This is a genomic window from Sorangium sp. So ce119 (assembly GCF_051524405.1).
GTDB classification, from domain to species: Bacteria; Myxococcota_A; Polyangia; order Polyangiales; family Polyangiaceae; genus Sorangium; species Sorangium cellulosum_G.
This window is the reverse complement of record NZ_CP150310.1, coordinates 7,713,081-7,729,576: the sequence shown is the minus strand read 5'-3', so window position 1 is coordinate 7,729,576 and position 16,496 is coordinate 7,713,081. Positions and strand designations below refer to the sequence as shown.

Annotated in this window: 3 protein-coding genes; all 3 read left to right on the top strand. The window is 76.5% G+C overall.

Going from position 1 to position 16,496, the window contains the following annotated elements:
• Nucleotides 1-339: 339 nt before the first annotated feature.
• From WME76_RS29080 to WME76_RS29070, 3 genes are read left to right on the top strand one after another with little or no spacing between them, the layout of a single operon-like run.
• Nucleotides 340-7,458 carry an acyltransferase domain-containing protein gene (locus tag WME76_RS29080; RefSeq protein WP_437955521.1) on the top strand — a complete coding sequence of 2,373 codons (7,119 nt, stop codon included), beginning with the start codon at nucleotides 340-342 and terminating at the stop codon, nucleotides 7,456-7,458.
• Nucleotides 7,455-13,190, top strand: a complete 5,736-nt coding sequence (locus WME76_RS29075; RefSeq protein ID WP_437955520.1) for a type I polyketide synthase — start codon at nucleotides 7,455-7,457, stop codon at nucleotides 13,188-13,190. The genes WME76_RS29080 and WME76_RS29075 overlap by 4 nt, the downstream gene beginning before the upstream one ends.
• The gene (locus WME76_RS29070) at nucleotides 13,187-16,480 is read left to right on the top strand and encodes a type I polyketide synthase (protein WP_437955519.1); all 3,294 of its coding nucleotides are present in this window, start codon (nucleotides 13,187-13,189) and stop codon (nucleotides 16,478-16,480) included. The genes WME76_RS29075 and WME76_RS29070 overlap by 4 nt, the downstream gene beginning before the upstream one ends.
• Nucleotides 16,481-16,496: the final 16 nt, after the last annotated feature.

The following is a 16,496-nucleotide window of genomic DNA, read 5'->3' as shown; positions in this document are numbered from 1 at the left end:
GAGCCCCGCGTCCAGAGGCCGCGAGCGGCGACCCGTCAGGCAAGCGACACTCATGGTCGCTTCGGTTCGGCGCATTTCACCTACACGCCGACTCCTTTAGATAAAATGTCTTTACTCTGTACGCTATTACACTGCTTTGTTCGATAGTGAGTGGCCGAGTCCTGGATTGCGAGACAAGCTCATTCGTGAAGCGAGCGGGGGCGGCCATTGAGGGGGGCTGAGGGGATGGCGTCGTCCCCGGGATAGCGCCTGTCTTGCTCGCGCTTCGCTTTTGCAGTCCGCTTCGAGCGTCTTGCGCCGAACATTCATCCACTTGCTGCCCGAAGCCGAGGCATCCACATGCAAGTACAAAGTGTGGCCCGCACAACGGAGCTCATCCGGGATTGGCTCGTCGATCGCATTGCGACGACGCGGGGCGTCGACCCGCGGAGCGTCAATGCTCACGAACAATTCAGTCGTTATGGAATCGACTCGCAGGGCGCTGCTGTCCTCATCGACGAGCTCTCGCGGAGGCTCGGTCGCCCTCTATCACCCCTCCTGATCTGGGAGCACTCGACCCCGGACGCCCTGGCGCGCCACCTCGCCTCGCCAGCGGGCGCGGCGCCCGCGGCCCCGCGCCGGCCTGCGGGGATCGCCGCGGCAAACGAGGCAGAGCCGATTGCGATCGTCGGCGTGGCCTGCCGCTTCCCCGGGGCCCCGAGCCCCGGCGCCTTCTGGCGGCTGCTCCGCGAGGGGGTGGACGCGATCGCCGAGGCGCCGCGGTCGCGGTGGGATCCGGACGCGCTCTTCGACGCCGACATCTCGGCGCCAGGCAAGATGAATACCCGCTCTGGCGGGTTCCTGGACCACATCGACCAGTTCGATCCGCAGTTCTTCGGCATCTCCCCGAGAGAGGCTGTCCACATGGACCCCCAGCAAAGGCTCATGCTCGAGCTGTCCTGGGAGGCGCTCGAGGACGCGGGGATCGCCGCCGGGGAGCTCAAGGGGAGCCGGACCGGCGTGTTCTTCGGGGTGGCCTGGATGGACTATGGAATGCTGGTCCACCGCGCCGGGCCCGAGGCCCTGACCCAGCACTCGGCGATCGGCTTCCACCACAGCATCGTGGCCAACCGCGTCTCGTACGCGCTCGGCCTGGAGGGGCCGAGCCTCTCCGTGGACACGGCGTGCTCCGCCTCGCTCGTGGCGGTCCACCTCGCGTGCGAGAGCCTCCGTCGGGGCGAATCGACGCTGGCGCTCGCCGGCGGCGTGAACCTGAACCTCATCCCGGAGAGCACGATCGGCGTGTCCAAGTTCGGCGCGCTGTCGCCGGGCGGGCGGTGCTTCACCTTCGACGCGCGCGCGAGCGGGTACGTCCGGGGGGAGGGAGGCGGCGTTGTCGCGCTCAAGCCCCTCGCGCAGGCCATTCGCGACGGAGACCCCATCTATTGCGTGATCCGAGGCAGCGCGGTCAACAACGACGGCGCCAGCAACGGCCTGACCGCGCCCAACCCCGCCGCCCAGGAGGCGCTGCTCCGGGCGGCCTACGCGCGGGCCGGCGTCGACCCCGCCGGGGTCCATTACGTGGAGGCGCACGGAACAGGGACCCTGCTCGGCGATCCGATCGAGGCCAGGGCGCTCGGCGCGGTGCTCGGCGCGGGCCGTCCGGCGGAGCGGCCGCTCCTCCTCGGATCGGTGAAGACCAACATCGGTCACCTCGAGTCCGCAGCGGGCGTGGCGGGGCTCATCAAGGTGGCGCTCTGCCTCAGACACCGGGAGCTGCCGCCGAGCCTCCATTTCGAGACGCCCAACCCTCATATTCCCTTCGACGATCTGCGCCTCGCGGTGCAGCGCGCGCTCGGCGCCTGGCCCGAGCCGGAGAGGCCCGCGCTCGCGGGGGTCAGCTCGTTCGGCATCGGCGGGACGAACTGCCATGTGGTGCTCGAGGGGCCGTGGCCCTCCCAGGCAGCGCTGCTCCCGCTCTCCGCCGGGAGCCCCGGCGCCCTGCGCGCGCTCGCCGGGGAGGTCCTCGACGACCTCGCGGCGTCGGGAGACCTCGCGCCGCTCTCGAGGATGTGCCGCCGGGCGGCGGCGCGCTCGAGCGACGAGCCGCACCGCCTCGCGGCGGCGGCGCGCTCTCCTGGCGAGCTCCGGGGGCTGCTCGAAGGGTACCTCGCGGGCGAGGCGAGGCCCGGGCTGGCGGTGGGCCATGCGCCGTCCGATCAGCGCCCGAGGCCTGTCTTCGTGTTCCCCGGCCAGGGATCGCAGTGGGCCGGGATGGGCCGATCGCTCCTCCACCGCGAGCCCGTGTTCCGGGCGGTCGTGGAGCGGTGCGACGCGATCATCCAGGAGCACCTGGGCTGGTCGCTGCTCGCGCTCCTCGCGGCGGGCCAGGGCGGGCCGTGGCTCGACGCGATCGACGTGTCCGTGCCCGCCATCGTCTCCGTCGAGGTCGCGCTCGCGGCGCTGTGGCGCTCGTGGGGCGTCGAGCCCGCCGCCGTGGTGGGGCACAGCGTCGGGGAGTGCGCGGCGGCGCACGTCGCCGGCGTGCTGAGCCTGGAGGACGCCATCCTGGTGACCTGCGAGCAGAGCCGGCTCATCGCGCGGCTCCGCGGCCGCGGCGCGATGGGGCTCGTGGCGCTGTCGTGGGAGGACGCCGGAAGGGCGCTCGCCGGCCACGAGGGGCGCCTGTGCCGCGCGGTGCGCGAGAGCCCGGCGTCGACGGTCGTGGCGGGGGACCCGGAGGCGCTCTCCGAGCTGCTCGCGGCGCTCTCCGGACAGGGCGTCTTCTGCCGCCGCGTGCACATCGAGGTCGCGCCGCACACGGCGCAGATCGACGCCCTTCGGGGGGAGCTCTTCCAATGCCTGCGCGGGGTGAGGCCCGGCCCGGCGTCGGTGCCGATCGCCTCCGGCGTGACCGGCTCGCTCCTCGACGGCGCGCGGTTCGACGCCGAGCACTGGGTGCGGAACCTCGCCGATCCGGTGCTCTTCGCGGACGCGGCGTCGCAGCTCGCGCGGGAGGGGTACGCCACCTTCCTCGAGGTCAGCCCCGCGCCGATGGCGAGCCGCGCGATCCAGGCGTGCGCCGAGCACGCCGGCCGGCAGGCGATCGTCCTGCCTTCCCTCCGCCGGGGCGAGGACGAGCGCGCCGTGCTGCTCGAGTCGCTCGGGGCGCTCCACGCCGCCGGCCAGCCGGTGCGCTGGGAGGCGCTCCATCCGGCCGGCGAGGAGCCGCCGCAGCTCGTGCCGCTGTCGGCGCACCGGCCCGAGGCGCTCGCGGCGCTGGCGGAGGCGTGCCGGGACCTCGTCCGAGAGACGCCGGCGGAAGAGAGCCCGAGCCTCCGCGATCTCGCCTACACCGCGGGCGTCCGGCGCGGCCACCACGACTGCCGCGCGTCGATCGTGGCCCGATCGCGAGAGGAGCTCGCCGAGCTGCTCGACGCGCTCGTGCGGGGCGAGCCGCGCGAGGGCGTCGCCCGCGGCGAGCGGAGCCCGGGGAGGCGGCCGAAGATCGCCTTCGTCTTCCCGGGCCAGGGCTCGCAGTGGGTCGGGATGGGGCGCGCGCTCGCGGAGGCCGAGCCGGTCTTCCGGGCGACGCTCGAGGCGTGGGACGGGGCGATCCGGCGCGAGCTCGGCTGGTCGCTCCTCGAGGAGATCGGCGCCGACGAGGGCCGCTCGCGGCTCGACCGGATCGACGTCGTGCAGCCCGCGCTCGTCGCGGTGGAGGTGGCCCTCGCGGCGCTGTGGCGGTCGTGGGGGGTCGAGCCCGACGCGGTGGTGGGCCACAGCATGGGCGAGGTCGCGGCGGCGCACGTCGCGGGGGCGCTCTCGCTGGAGGACGCGGCGCGCGTCATCTGCCGCCGCAGCCGGCTCCTCGGGCGGCTCCGCGCGGGCGGCGCCATGGCGCTCGTCGAGCTGCCGCTCGCCGAGGCGGCCCGCGCCCTCCGCGGCCACGAGGATCGCGCCTCGGTGGCGGCGAGCAACAGCCCGAGGTCCACGGTGCTGTCCGGGGACCGGGGCGCGCTGGAGGACATCCTGGCCGGGCTCGAGCGGCGCGGCGTCTTCTGGCGCTGGATCAAGGTGGACGTGGCCTCGCACAGCCAGCACGTCGATCCCCTGCTCGACGAGCTCCGGGAGGCGCTGGCGGAGGTGGCGCCGGCCGCCGCGCTGGTGCCGATCGTCTCGACGGTGACGGGGGAGATCGGCCAGGGCGCCGAGCTCACGGCGGCGTACTGGGTCCGGAACCTCCGGGAGCCGGTGCTGTTCTCGCCGGCGGTGGCGCGCCTCGCCAGCGACGGCCACGCGCTGTTCCTGGAGATGAGCCCGCACCCGATCCTCGCGCCGGCGATCGAGGAGGGGCTGCGCGACGGGGGGCACGAGGGCGTGGCCCTCGGCTCGCTGCGGCGCGGCCACGACGAGCGGCGGACGATCCTCGCGGCGCTCGGGGCCGTGTACGCGTACGGCCACCCGGTGGACTTCAGGCGGCTGTTCCCCGAGGGCGGCCGCGCGGTCCGGCTGCCGAGCTACCCGTGGCAGCGCGAGCGGTACTGGATCGACGACGGCGCGCCTCGCGCCCCGGCCCGCGCCGCGGCGACGGGCGGCGCGGAGCTCGGGCACCCGCTCCTCGGCCGCCGCCTCAGCTCGTCGATGCAGCCGGGGACCCATTTCTGGGAGCAGGAGATCGGCGTCGATCGGCTGCCCTACCTGGCGGATCACCGCCTCCAGCAGGACGTTGTGCTGCCGGGGGCCGCCTTCGTGGAGATGGCCCTGTCGGCGGCGGCCGAGCTGCGCGGCGCCGCCGAGGTGGCGATCGAGGCGGTCGTGTTCGAGCGGATGCTCGTGCTCCCGCCGGAGGGCGGGCGGAGAGCCCAGCTCGTCGTCACGGAGGACGGCGCCGGGGAGGCGGCGTTCGCCGTGTCGAGCCTCGACGGCGGAGCCTGGGCCCGGCACGCGGCCGGGAGGCTGCGGTGGCGCGAAGGCGCGGCGGGCGAGGCGCCGGGCGGGGAGGCGCCGGGGGCGATCCAGGCGCGGTGCCCGCGCGAGATCAGCGGGGCGGAGCACCACGAGCGCCTCGGCGCGGCGGGGCTGTCGTTCGGCGAGAGCTTCCGGGGCCTGGAGCGGCTCTGGATCGGCGAGGGGGAGGTCCTCGGGCGCGTGCGCATGCCGGGAGCGCTGGGCGAGGAGGCGCCCGCCTACCGCGTGCACCCCGCGCTGCTCGACGCGTGCTTCCAGGCCGCGGCAGGGCTGCTCGACCTCGCCGCGGCGCCGGCCGGGGCCATGACGGTGCTTGTCGCGCTGGAGCGCCTGCGCGTCCTTCGGAGCCCGGGAGCGGCGCTCTGGGCGCACGGCCGGCTGCGCTCCGGAGACGGCGTCGAGGCCGGCGAGGTCACCCTGGATCTGCGCCTGCTCGACGACGCGGGGCAGACCGTGGCGGACGCCGAGGGGCTGCGCCTCCGGCGGCTCTCCCCGCGGGCGCCGGCGCGGCGCCACGCCGCCGACGCGTGGCTCCACGGCGTCGCGTGGCGGCGGAAGGACCTCGCGGCCGAGGCGCAGCGCGCGCCGCGCGCGCTGCCGCCCGGCGCCTGGGTGCTGCTCGGCGACCGCGGGGGGACGGCCGATGCGCTCGAGTCCCTGCTGCGCGAGCGCGGCCAGCGGTGCGTGCGGATCGCGGCGGGCGACCGGTACGCGCGCCTCGGGCCGGATCTCTACGCCGTCGACCCGTCGGACCCCGGCGCGATCCACGCGGCGCTCCGCGACGCCTTCGCCGGCCAGCCCGCGCCGCGCGGCGCGCTGCACCTGTGGAGCCTCGACGCCGCGGCGCAGGAGGCGACGGCGGAGGCGCTCGCTGCGGATCAGGCGCTCGGCGCGCCGAGCGCGCTGCGCCTCGCGCAGGCGCTTCTGCGCATGGGGTGGCGCGACACGCCGAAGCTGTGGCTGGTGACGCGCGGCGCCCAGGCGGCGGGCGCGGGCTCTGCGGCCGTGTCGGTGGCGCAGGCGCCGCTGTGGGGGCTCGGCCGGACGCTGGCCGTCGAGCAGCCGGAGCTCGGGTGCGCGCGCGTCGACCTGAGGCCGGACGGCGGGGGCGCGGCCGCGCGGGAGGACGCGCTCGCGCTGCTGCGAGAGCTCGAGGCGACGGACGGCGAGGGCGACGTCGCGCTCCGATCGAGCGGCCGCCACGTGGCGCGCCTCGCGCGCGCCGCGCCGGAGCTGCTCGCGGAAGGGGGCGCGCGCCTCGACGGCGAGGGCTCGTACCTGATCGCCGGAGGCCTCGGGGGCGTGGCGACGTCGGCGGCCGCCTGGATGGTCGCGCAGGGGGCCCGCCACCTCGCGCTCGTCGCCGAGGACGACACCCCCACGCCGGCCTGGGCCAGCGCCAGGGAGGCGCTCGAGGCGGCCGGCGCCGCGGTGCGGGTCGTGCGCGCCGACGTGGCGCGGCCCGGCGACGTGGCCAGGGTGCTGGCGGAGATCGATCGGAGCGCGCCCCCGCTCCGGGGGATCCTCCTCGCGCCCGAGGCGCTCGAGGACGGGGCCGCGCTGGAGCTCGACGCGGCGCGCCTCCGCGACGGGCTGGTCCGGAGGGCGCTGGGCGCGTGGAACCTGCACGCGATGACGCGTGAGCGGGGGCTCGACCTCTTCGTCCTGTACGCGTCCGGCGCGTCGCTGATCGGCTATCCCGGGCAGGCCGCCGACGCGGCGGCGAGCGCGCTCCTCGGCGCGCTCGCCCAGCACCGGCGCGCGAGCGGGCTCCCGGCGCTGAGCGTCCACTGGGGCGATCTCGCGGCGCGCGGCCCGGAGGCGGAGCCGCAGCGCCCGGCGGCGCGGCCGTCGCACCGGGGGATCGGCGGCTTCACGCCCGCGCAAGGCGCGGAGGTGCTGGCGCGGGTGCTCGCCGCCGACATGCCCGAGATCGGGGCGATCGACCTGAACTTGCGCCAGTGGGTCGAGTTCTACCCGAGCGCGGCGGGCGCGCCGCTCCTGTCGGAGCTCCTGAGCGCGGAGCGCGGCCCCGAGGAGGCGGCGGCGCCGACGCCGTCGCGCTTGAAGGCGGCGCTGGAGGGCGCTCGGCCCGAGCGCCGCGCGGCCGTCGTGGAGCAGCACGTGCGCGAGGAGCTCGGCAAGAGCCTGCGCCAGGACGCGTCCCGCATCCCGCGGCTCGCGCCGTTCAGGAGCCTCGGCCTCGACTCGCTCATGGCCATCGAGCTCCGGAACCGGCTGGAGTCGAGCACGGGGCTCAAGCTGTCGGCCGCGCTGCTGTTCACCTACGGCGACGTGGCGTCCCTCAGCGACCACCTGCTGCGCGAGCTCGGGCCCGCGCCGGGCCCGGCAGAGGCGGCGCAGCGCGCGCCCGGGAGCGGAGGCGCCGCCGCGCCGGCCGATCTGCTGTCGGGCCTCGAGGAAGAGATCGCGGGCATGTCGGACGACAGGGCCGAGGAGCTGCTGCTCCAGAGCATCCTGTCCGTCGCGGGAGGGCCGGTCGGATGAGCAGCGAACAACTGCCTGTCGTCAAGCAGGCGCTCCTCACCATCAAGAAGCTGCAGGCGAGGCTCGACGCGGAGGTGCGCGCGAGGACCGAGCCCATCGCGATCGTCGGGATGGCGTGCCGCTTCCCCGGCGCCGCGACCCCGGAGGCGTTCTGGGAGCTGCTCGAGCAGAAGCGCGACGCGGTGACCGAGGTCCCGGCGGCGCGGTGGCCCGTCGACGCGCCGGAGCCCGGCGGGGCCGAGCAGCGCGCCGCGCGCTGGGGCGCGTTCGTGAAGGACGTGGACCTCTTCGACGCGCGCTTCTTCGGGATCACGCCGCGCGAGGCGAAGAGCATGGACCCGCAGCAGCGCCTGCTGCTCGAGGTGACCTGGGAGGCGCTGGAGCGCGCGGGGCAGCCGCCGGAGCGGCTCGCGGGGACGCGGGCCGGGGTGTTCGTGGGCGTCGTGATGACGGACTACGACCGGGTCTGCGCGGCGGCGGACGCGGCGCTGGACATGTACGCCATCACCGGCACCGGGCACTGCTTCCCGGCCGGGCGGCTGTCCTACGTGCTCGGGCTGCAGGGCCCGAGCATGGCCGTGGACACGGCGTGCTCGTCGTCGCTCGTCGCGATCCACCTCGCCTGCCAGAGCCTGCGCGCCGGGGAGAGCTCGCTCGCCGTGGCGGGCGGCGTGAACCTCATGCTCGCGCCGTGGCTGACGCAGGCGCTCGTCGCCTCGCAGGCGCTCTCCGTCGACGGGCGCTGCAAGACGTTCGACGCCCAGGCGAACGGCTTCGTGCGCGGCGAGGGCTGCGGGATGATCGTGCTGAAGCGGCTCTCGGACGCCCTCGCCGACGGCGACCCGGTGCTCGCGGTGATCCGCGGCTCGGCCGTGAACCAGGACGGCCGCTCCACGGGCCTGACGGCGCCGAGCGTCCTCGCGCAGAAGGCCCTGCTGCGGCAGGCGCTCGAGAGCGCCGGCGTCTCCGCCGCGGACCTCGGGTACGTCGAGGCGCACGGGACCGGGACGCCGCTCGGCGATCCGGTCGAGATGGAGGCGCTGTCCGACGTGATCGGCGGGCCGCGCGACGACGGCTCCACCTGCGTCCTCGGGGCGGTGAAGACGAACATCGGGCACCTCGAGGCGGCCGCCGGGGTCGCGGGTGTCATCAAGGCGGTGCTCGCGCTGCAGCGCGAGGAGATCCCGGCGAACCTGCACTTCAAGGCGCTCAACCCGCGGATATCGCTGGAGAAAACGCCGTTCGTCATCCCGACCGAGCCCGTCCCGTGGCGGCCGGGGGCGCGGCGCCGGCTGGCGGGGGTGAGCTCGTTCGGGATGAGCGGGACCAACGCCCACGCCGTGCTGGAGGAGGCGCCGCGCCCGCCGGTGGCCGCGGGCGACGGCGCCGCGCTCGACGAGGCGGACGCGCCCGCGGTCGTCGTTCCGCTGTCCGCGCGCAGCCCGGGGGCGCTCCTCGCGCTGGCGCGGTCGTACCGGGACTTCCTGGCCGACGGGGGCCGCGCGGGGGCGGTGTCGCTCCGGGACGTCGCCTACACCGCGGCGGTCCGGCGCGGGCACCACGAGCACCGCCTCGCGGCGGTGGCGCGCTCGCGCGAGGAGCTCTGCGCGCTGCTCGACGCGGCCGCGGGCGGCGCGGAGCGCCCGGGGCTCGCGCGCGGCCAGGCGAGCGCGGAGCAGCGGCCGAAGGTGGTGTTCGTGTTCCCGGGCCAGGGGTCGCAGTGGCCGGGCATGGGGCGCGATCTGCTCGCGAGCGAGCCGGTGTTCCGCGAGGCGATCGAGGCGTGCGACGCGGCGATCCGGCGGGAGACCGGGTGGTCGCTCCTCGACGAGCTGGGCGCGGACGAGGGCCGCTCGAGGCTCGGGCAGATCGACGTCGTCCAGCCGGCGCTGTTCGCGATGGAGGTCGCGCTCGCGGCGCTGTGGCGATCGTGGGGCGTGGAGCCCGACGCGGTGGTCGGCCACAGCATGGGCGAGGCGGCGGCCGCGCACGTCGCCGGGGCGCTGAGCCTGGACGACGCGGCGCGGGTCATCTGCCGCCGGAGCAGGCTGCTGCGCCGGCTGAGCGGGCGCGGGGCGATGGCGGTCGTGGAGCTGCCGCTGGACGAGGCCGAGGCGGCGATCGCCGGCCACCGGGACAGGCTGTCGGTCGCGGCGAGCAACAGCCCGCGATCCACGGTGCTGGCCGGCGCGCCGGAGGCGCTGGAGGAGGTGCTCGCGGCGCTCTCGGGGCAGGGCGTCTTCTGCCGGCAGATCAAGGTGGACGTGGCGTCGCACAGCCCGCAGGTGGAGCCGCTCCGCGGCGAGCTCCTCGAGGCGCTCCGCGAGATCGCGCCGGGGCCGCCCCGCGTGGCGATGCGGTCGACGGTGACGGGCGGCTGGTGCGACGACGAGGCGCTCGACGCCGGCTACTGGGCGCGGAACCTGCGGGAGCCGGTGCTGTTCTGCCAGGCGGTGGAGGAGCTGCTCGAGGGCGGCCACGCGATCTTCGTGGAGATGAGCCCGCACCCCGTGCTGCTCCCCGCCGTCGAGGAGGCGCTGCGCCACGGCGACCACGGGGGGGCGGCGGTGCCGTCGCTGCGCCGGGACCAGGGGGCGCGGCGCGTGCTGCTGGAGTCGCTCGCGGCGCTCTACGCGCGCGGCTACCCGGTGGCGTGGGCGCGTTTGTTCCCCGCGCGCGGCCGCTGCGTCCCGCTGCCGACCTACCCGTTCGAGCGCGAGCGGCACTGGATCGACGCGGGCGCGCGGCCGGCCGGCGCGCCACGGACGCCGCGGCGGGCGCGCGGCGAGGCGGCGGCGCACCCGCTCCTCGGGGCGTCGTTCTCGGTCGCCACGCAGCCCGGCGCGCGCTTCTGGGAGCGGGACCTGAGCCCCGACGGGGCGCTCGGCTACCTGGCGGACCACCGGGTCGAGGGCGAGATCGTCCTGCCGGGCGCGGCCTACCTCGAGATGGCGCTCGCCGCGGCGGCGGAGGTCCACGGCGAAGGGGCGCGCGCGGTCGAGGACGTGACGTTCGAGCGCATGCTGGCGTTCCCGGAGGCGGGCGCGCGGTCGGTCCACGTCGCGCTCGTCGACGACGGCGCGGGCCGCGCCTCGTTCCAGGTGTTCACGCGCGACGACGAGGGCGGCGGCTGGACGCGCCACGCCGCCGGCAGCGTGCTCGCGCGGCCGACCGGCGGCGCCGAGGCGCCGCTGCGCGAGGCGGCGGGCGACATCGGCGACCTCCGGGCGCGCTGCACGGCGGCCGTCTCGGCCGCGGAGCACCACGAGCGGATGCGCGCGATCTCGATCCACTACGGCGCGAGCTTCCAGGGCCTGGAGCAGCTCTGGCTCGGCGAGCGCGAGGCGCTCGGCCGGGTGCGCGCGCCGGACGGCGTGGCGTCGTCGGCGGCGGCGTACCGGCTCCACCCCGCCCTCCTGGACGCCTGCTTCCAGGTGCTGGCGAGGCTGTTCCTCGCCGACGACGCGCTGCGCGCGGGCGACGGCGCGCTGGTCCCGGTGGGGGTCGAGCTCGCGCGGGTCCACCAGCGCCCCACCCGGACGGCGTGGGTGCACGCGCGCCTGCGCCCGCGCGAGGCCGGGGAGGTCGGGCCGCCCGTGGGGGATCTGCGGATCCTCCAGGACGACGGGCAGGTCGTCGCCGAGGTCCGGGGGCTGCGCGCGCAGCGGATCGCCGCCGGCGCGCTGCTCGGGCGTCACCCCGGGCGCCATCCCGCGGAGGAGTGGCTGATCGCGCTCGACTGGCGCCGGGCCGGCGATCTCCAGGAAGCGCCGGCGAGGGCCGCCGCGCCGTCCGCGGGCGCCTGGGTGATCTTCATGGATCGCGGCGGCACGGGGGCGGCCCTGGCGTCGCTGCTCGAGGAGCGAGGGGAGGCGTGCGTGCGGGTCGCCGCGGGCGCGCGCTACCGCCGCGTCGAGCCGGCGCTCTTCGAGGTGGATCCGGCCGATCCCGAGGGCTACCGCGCGCTGCTCCACGACGCGCTCGGCGGCGACGCGGCGTGCCGCGGGGTGGTGCACCTCTTCAGCCTGGACGCGACCGCGGCGGACGCCACGACCGCGGCGACGCTCGAGGCGGATCAGCGCCTGGGGAGCCTGAGCGCGCTCTACCTGGCGCAGGCGGTGCTCCAGCGCAGGTGGCGCGACCCGCCGCCGGCGTGGCTCGTCACGCGCGGGGCGCAGCCCGCGGGGGCCGGGGCCTCGCCGCTGTGCGTGGCGCAGGCGCCGCTCTGGGGGCTCGGGCGCACCCTCGCCATGGAGCACCCGGAGATCGGCTGCGCGCGCGTGGACCTCGACCCGGTCTGGGCCGCGGACGAGGCCGCGCGCGCCCTGCTCGGCGCGATCTGCGCGAGCGACGGGGAGGACCAGATCGCGCTGCGCGCGGACGGGCGGTACGTGGCGCGCCTCGCGAGGAGCTCCTTCGCCGCGTGCGCGGCCGCGGCGCGGCGCGGGGCCGCCGGGGCGCCGGCCCGGCCGGGCGTGCGCGCGGACGGCACGTACCTGATCGTCGGCGGGCTCGGGGGCCTCGGGCTCGGCCTGGCCGGGTGGCTGATCGCGCAGGGCGCCCGCCACGTGGCGCTCGTCGGCCGGAGCGGCGCGCCGGAGGCGGCGCGGGCGGCGATCGACGCCATGCAGGCGCAGGGGGCCCGGGTGCTGGCGCTCCGCGGCGACGTGTCGCGGCCCGACGACGTGGCCCGGGTGCTCTCCGAGATCGACGCGCAGATGCCGCCGCTCTGCGGGGTCGTGCACGCGGCCATGGTGCTCGAGGACGCCACGGCGCTCTCGCTCGACGCGGAGCGCTTCCGGCGGGTGATGGCGCCCAAGGTGCAGGGCGCGTGGAACCTGCACGAGGCGACGCGCGACCGCGGGCTGGACCTCTTCGTGATGTACTCGTCCGCGGCCTCGCTGCTCGGGCCCTCGGGGCAGGGCAGCTACGCGGCGGCCAACGCGTTCCTCGACGCGCTCGCGCACCACCGCCGCGCGCTCGGCCTCCCGGCGCTGTCCATCAACTGGGGCATGTTCTCCGAGGCGGGCGGCGTCGCGGCGCGGGGGCTCGGGGACCGCCTTACGCACCGCGGCGTCGGCGGCTTCACGCCGGCGCAGGGGCTCGAGGCGCTGGGGCGGCTGCTCGAGGGCGCGCCGGCGCAGATCGCGGTGCTCCGGCTGGATCTGCGCCAGTGGCTCGAGTTCTACCCGAGCGCGGCGGGCGCTCCCTTCCTGTCGGAGCTGCGGCAGGCGGAGCGGAGCAGGGCGCGCGAGACGTCCGATGCGGGCCGCGCGCCGCGCCTCCGCGAGGCGCTGATCGAGGCGGAGCCCGCGGAGCGCGCGCGGCTCCTCGAAGAGCACCTCCGGGAGCAGCTCGGGCGCGTCATCCACCTCGGCGCGTCCATGGTCGACGCCACGGCGACGTTCCGCAGCCTGGGCGTCGACTCGCTCATGGGCCTCGAGCTGCGCAACCGCCTCGAGGCGAGCCTCGGGATCAGGCTCTCGGTCGCGCTGATGTTCACCTACCCGACGGTGGCGTCGCTGGCGCAGCACCTGATCGACAGGATGGACCTGCCGCCGCCGGACGCGGCGCGCGTGAAGCCGACCGAGGCGAGCGCGGCGCTCGGCGACGCACCGCGCGCCGCGCCTCCGGCGCAGCTCAGCCGGGACGAGATCCTCGCGTTCATCGATGAATCCCTGAACCGCGTGAACAACGGCCAGGACGAGATCCTGGGGAGCGAGAGACGATGACCACCTCCGCCATCTCCGAAGACGAGTACCTCTCACGCCTGCTCAAGGCGGCGACCGCCATCAAGGAGCTCGAGGCCAGGCTCCGCGCGGTCGAGCGCGAGAAGACCGAGCCGATCGCGATCATCGGCATGGGCTGCCGCTTCCCCGGCGGCGCGGACGATCCGGAGCGCTACTTCCGCCTCCTCGAGGCGGGCGTCGACGCCGTGTCCGAGGCGCCCCCGGGGCGCTTCGCGCTCGATCCGCCCGGGTACGACGTCCTGCCATGGGGCGCTTTCCTGAACGAAGTCGACGGGTTCGACGCGCACTTCTTCGGGATCTCGCCGCGCGAGGCCGTGAAGATGGACCCGCAGCAGCGCCTGCTCCTCGAGGTGGCCTGGGAGGCGCTGGAGCACGCCGGCATCGCCGCCGATCGGCTGGCGGGGACGCGCACCGGCGTCTTCGTCGGCATCACCACGAACGACTACCAGCTGCTCAGCGCCGCGGGGGCGCCGGAGGAGCAGGACGCGTACGCCGCGACGGGCAACGGCCACTGCTTCCCGGCCGGGCGGCTGTCCTACGCGCTCGGCCTGGAGGGGCCGAGCATGGCCGTGGACACGGCGTGCTCGTCGTCGCTCGTCGCCGTCCACCTCGCCTGTCAGAGCCTGCGCGCGGGCGAGAGCACGCTGGCGCTGGCCGGCGGGGTCAACCTCATCCTGTCGCAGCTCATCACGCGGCTCATCGAGCAGCTGAAGGCGCTCTCGCCGGACGGGCGCTGCAAGACGTTCGACGCGCGCGCGAACGGCTTCGTCCGCGGCGAGGGGTGCGGGGTCGTGGTGCTCAAGCGCCTGTCCGACGCGCTGGCGGACGGCGACCGCGTCCTCGCGCTGATCCGCGGATCGGCGGTCAACCAGGACGGCCGCTCCTCCGGCCTCACCGCGCCGAACCTCCTCGCGCAGCAGGCGATGCTCCGGCAGGCGCTGCAGAGCGCCCGCGTCTCGCCCGCGGACGTCGGCTACGTCGAGACCCACGGGACCGGGACCTCGCTGGGCGATCCCATCGAGGTGGAGGCGCTCGCCGGCGTGCTCGGGCAGCCCCGGGACGACGGCTCGGTGTGCGCGCTCGGCGCGGTCAAGTCGAACATCGGGCACCTGGAGGCCGCGGCCGGGGTGGCGGGGCTGATCAAGGCGGTGCTCGCGATGGAGCACGGGGTCATCCCGGCCAACCAGCACTACCGGACGCTGAACCCGAGGATCGATCTCGCCGGGACCCCGTTCGTCATCCCCACGCAGAACCTGCCCTGGGCGGCGGGGGGCAAGCCCCGCATCGCCGGCGTGAGCTCGTTCGGGCTGAGCGGCACCAACGCGCACGTCGTGCTGCAGGAGGCGCCCGCGCCCGCCGCGGCCGCCGTCGCGGGCGAGCGGCGATCCGCCGTCGTGGTGCCGCTCTCGGCCCGCAGCCCGGGCGCGCTCGTCGCGCTGGCGCAGGCGTACCACCGCCACCTGACGGAGGCGCCGCGCGACGGCGCGGCGAGCGTGCACGACATCGCCGCCACGGCGGCCGTCCGGCGGAGCCACCACGAGCACCGCGCGGCGATCGTGGCCCGCTCCACGGAGGAGCTGGCCGACGCGCTCGCGGCGCTCGCCTCCGGCGCGCCGCGCCCCGGGATCGCGAAGGGCCGGGCCAACCCGGCGTCGCGGACCCGGCTCGCGTTCGTGTTCTCGGGGCAGGGGTCGCAGTGGGTCGGCATGGGGCGCGCGCTGCTCGCGACCGAGCCCGTCTTCCGGGCGGCGCTCGAGGCGGTCGACGCGGTCGTGAAGCAGCACGCCCCGTTCTCGCTCGCGGCCGAGCTCGCCGCGCCGGAGGCGAGCGCGCGCCTCGACGAGACCGAGGTGGCCCAGCCGGCGATCCTGGGCATCCAGGTCGCGCTGTCGGCGCTCCTCGGCGCGTGGGGCGTCGCGCCCGACGCGGTGATCGGGCACAGCGTGGGCGAGATCGCCGCCGCGTACGTGGCCGGCGTGCTGAGCCTGGAGGAGGCGGTGCGGCTCGCGGTGATCCGCGGGCGGATCATGCAGCGCGCGACCGGCGGCGGGAAGATGGCCTCCGTCTCGCTGAGCGCCGCGGACGCGGCGCGCGCGCTCGAGGGGTACGAAGACCGGGTCTGCGTGGCCGCGATCAACGATCCCGGCTCGGTGGTGCTGTCGGGCGAGGCGCCCGCGCTCGCGGAGCTCGTGGAGCGCCTCGGGCAGCGGGGCGTGGCGTGCCGCTCGCTGAACGTCGACTACGCGTTCCACTCGCCGCAGATGACGCCGCTCGCGGGCGAGCTCATCGCGGCGCTCGGCCCGGTCGCGCGGCGGCGGGCGTCGCTGCCGATGTACAGCACCGTGACCGGAGCGCGGGTGTCCGGCGGGGAGCTCGACGCGGTGTACTGGGCGCGGAACATGCGGGAGCCGGTGCAGCTCGCCCGCGCCGTCGAGGCCGCGATCGCCGAGCAGCACCGCGCCTTCCTGGAGGTGGCGCCGCAGCCGGTGCTCGCCGGCTACCTGGAGCGGTGCCTCGCCGCGTCGGCGACCGAGGGGCACGCGATCCCCACGCTGCGCCGGGGGAAGGATGAGCTCCGGTGCCTGATGCAGTCGGTCGGGGCGCTGTACGCCTGCGGCGCCGCCGTGGATTTCCGGCGGCTCACCCCGGAGGGGCGCTTCGTCCCGCTGCCGACGTATCCGTGGCAGCGGCAGCGGTACTGGCTCAACCCGTCGCCCGAGCCGCGGGCGCCGCGCCGCGAGGCCGCGCCGGCCCATCCGCGCCCGAGCGCGCTGCTCCTCGACGGCGTCCCGATGGCGCGCGACGGCGTCGCCGCGGCGGCCAACGTCCTCGCCGCGACGGCGAGCCTCCTCGCGGCGGCGGGCGACGGCGCGGCGCTGGAGAGCGCGGGCGCGGCGCTGGACGGCGCGGGCGCGGCGCTGGACGGCGCCGCCCCGGCGGCGCGCGCGCCCGGGACGCCGACGCCGTGGGTCGAGCGGCTGCTGGCGCTCCCCGCCGAGGCGCGGACGGCGGAGGTCGAGGCCGCCGTGAGGGCCGACGTGGCGGCGGTCCTGCTGCTGCCGGACGCGCGCGACATCCCCACGGATCTCCCGCTGCGCGAGCTCGGGATGGACTCGCTCATGGCGGTGGATCTGCGCCACGAGCTGTCCGCGCGCACCGGCCAGCCGGTGCCGTCGACGCTGGCGTACGAGTATCCGACGGTCCAGCTCCTCACGCGCTACCTGCTCGAGCACCTGCCGCCGGCGGAGCGCGCGGTCGACGGGCGCCGGTGACAGGCGCGCGGTCGCG

What these genes read in the sequence shown, in the direction of transcription:
- WME76_RS29075 (WP_437955520.1), top strand. Translation starts at nt 7,455, where the DNA reads ATGAGCAGCGAACAACTGCCTGTCGTCAAGCAGGCGCTCCTCACCATC.
- WME76_RS29080 (WP_437955521.1), top strand. Translation starts at nt 340, where the DNA reads ATGCAAGTACAAAGTGTGGCCCGCACAACGGAGCTCATCCGGGATTGG.
- WME76_RS29070 (WP_437955519.1), top strand. Translation starts at nt 13,187, where the DNA reads ATGACCACCTCCGCCATCTCCGAAGACGAGTACCTCTCACGCCTGCTC.